A 2,262-nucleotide genomic window follows, 5' to 3' on the forward strand; every position below is an offset into this window, starting at 1 on the left:
CGACCGTCGCCGACCGCAACGCCGCCAGCACCGCCAGCACCTGCGGGTCCAACGACCCCGCGCCGTCGGGATCGGCCACCGGTCCACCCCTCCCCGGCGCGTGCGCCCGACCCAGGCCCCACCCCACGGCGGCCGCGAGCGCCGCGGCACCCACGACCAGCAGGACCTCGATCACCCCGTCACCTCGATCACGGTGTCAGGGTACGTTCGTCGGCGGGCGCCACCGGTCCGCACCGGAGAAGATACGGGTGGGGGCCTCCGGAAGTTCACCGTCCGGTGGAGAAGTGTTCACCTGCGACTGCGAGCGTGAGCGCCGAGACGAACGAGAGGGAACCGATGCGAGACATCTTCACCGCCGAGCTCGCGGCACTGGGCGAGGACCTCGCCGCCATGAGCCGCCTGGTCGAGTCGGCCATCGCCTCGGCCGGTACCGCCCTGCTGGAGGCCGACCTGGCCCTGGCCGAGACGGTCATCGCCGACGACCACACGATCGACGCGGTCGAGCGGGACCTGGACGAGCGGTGCGTGGCCCTCCTGGCCCAGCAGCAGCCGGTCGCCGGCGACCTGCGACAGGTCGTGTCGGCGCTGCGCATGAGCGCCTCCCTGGAGCGGATGGGCGACCTGGCCCGGCACGTGGCCGAGGTGGCGCGTCTGCGCTACCCCGACAAGGCCCTGCCCGAGCCGGTCACCGACCTGTTCCGGCAGATGCACGACGGCGCGGTGCGCGTGTCCCAGGAGGTCACGACCGTCCTGGAGACCAAGGACCTGGAGCTGGCGGGCGCGATCGAGCGTGACGACGACCTGCTGGACACCCTGCACGCGCAGACGTTCACCGCGGTGCTGGGCGAGGGCGGCGCCCCGCTGACACCGCAGCAGACCGTGGACATCACGCTGTGCGGGCGCTACTACGAGCGGTTCGGCGACCACGGGGTGTCCGTGGCCCGCCGGGTGGTGTACCTGGTCACCGGGGACTTCGCCGACGACCGTGGGACGCTCTGACCCCGGCCCACCAGCCACGTGCCCCCGCGTCCGGGGACGACGACGGCCCGCCACCTCACCGGTGGCGGGCCGTCGTCGTGGTGCTGGGGCCGGTCAGCGGCCCTGGTTGGCCACGGCCTTGATGGCCTCGGCAGCGGCGTCCGGGTCGAGGTACTGCCCGCCCTTGGTCACCGGCTTCAGGGTCTCCTCGTCCAGCTCGTAGCGCAGCGGGATGCCCGTGGGGATGTTGATGCCGGCGATCGTCTCGTCGTCGATCCCGTCGAGGTACTTCACGATCGCGCGGATCGAGTTGCCGTGCGCCGCGACCAGGACGGTCTTGCCCTCCTTGAGGTCCGGGACGATGGCGCTGTCCCAGTACGGCAGGGCGCGCTCGAGGACGTCCTTGAGGCACTCGGTGCGCACCGTCGGCTCACCGGCGTACCGGGGGTCGGCGTCCTGGGAGAACTCCGAGCCGAGCTCGATCTCCGGCGGCGGGGTGTCGTAGGACCGGCGCCACAGCATGAACTGCTCCTCGCCGAACTCGGCGAGGGTCTGCTTCTTGTCCTTGCCCTGGAGGGCCCCGTAGTGACGCTCGTTCAGACGCCAGTGGCGGCGCACCGGGATCCAGTGACGGTCGGCGGCGTCCAGCGCCAGGTTCGCGGTCGTGATCGCGCGGCGCAGCAGCGACGTGTGCACCACGTCGGGCAGCACACCGGCGTCGGTCAGCAGGGTGCCACCGCGACGCGCCTCCTCGATGCCCTTCTCGGACAGGGGGACGTCCACCCAGCCGGTGAACAGGTTCTTGGCGTTCCACTCGCTCTCGCCGTGGCGGAGCAGCACAAGGGTGTAGGTCATGGGACCCATCCTGCCGCATCACCACCGTGCGGGCTCCGGGACCTCGGTCCGTCAGCCGCGGCGTGCCGGGACCCGGTCGGTCGCCAGGTCGTAGACCTTGAGCATCGCCTGGGCTGCGGCCTGCCACCCGAGCCCCTGGGCATGACGGACCGCCCCCTGCCCCAGGCGGGCCCGCCGGGCGGGGTCGTGCAGCAGACCGGCCAGGGCCTCGGCCCAGCGGTGCGGCTGGTGCCCGCGCACCAGCACACCGGTGCGCTCGTCCACCACCACCGTCCGCAGACCGCCCACCGCCGAGGCGACCACGGGCGTGCCGCAGGCCTGGGCCTCGGCGGCGACCAGACCGAACGTCTCGCTGCGCGAGGGCATCGCGACCACGTCCGCGGCCCGGTACCAGTCGACGAGCTCCGGGCGCGGCACCGGCGGGCGGAT

At 72.8% G+C, this 2,262-nt stretch carries 3 protein-coding genes; 1 reads left to right on the top strand and 2 read right to left on the bottom strand.

The genetic code is table 11. The annotated features are described in order from the left end of the window. Nucleotides 1–336 precede the first annotated feature (336 nt). Nucleotides 337–999 carry a phosphate signaling complex protein PhoU gene (gene phoU, locus N869_RS14560; RefSeq protein WP_035062790.1) on the top strand — a complete coding sequence of 221 codons (663 nt, stop codon included), beginning with the start codon at nt 337–339 and terminating at the stop codon, nt 997–999. Nucleotides 1,000–1,092: 93 nt separating this feature from the next. Here the strand turns inward: phoU and N869_RS14565 are convergent, their stop codons facing one another. After that, a complete protein-coding gene (locus tag N869_RS14565; protein WP_035062788.1) occupies nt 1,093–1,833 on the bottom strand; it encodes a phosphoglyceromutase in 741 nt (246 codons plus the stop codon). A gap of 51 nt (nt 1,834–1,884) precedes the next feature. After that, nucleotides 1,885–2,262: glycosyltransferase (locus tag N869_RS14570; protein WP_156968582.1), on the bottom strand; the 378-nt coding region annotated here is incomplete at its 5' end.

This window comes from Cellulomonas bogoriensis 69B4 = DSM 16987, assembly GCF_000767165.1.
In the GTDB taxonomy this organism is placed as follows: Bacteria; Actinomycetota; Actinomycetes; order Actinomycetales; family Cellulomonadaceae; genus Actinotalea; species Actinotalea bogoriensis.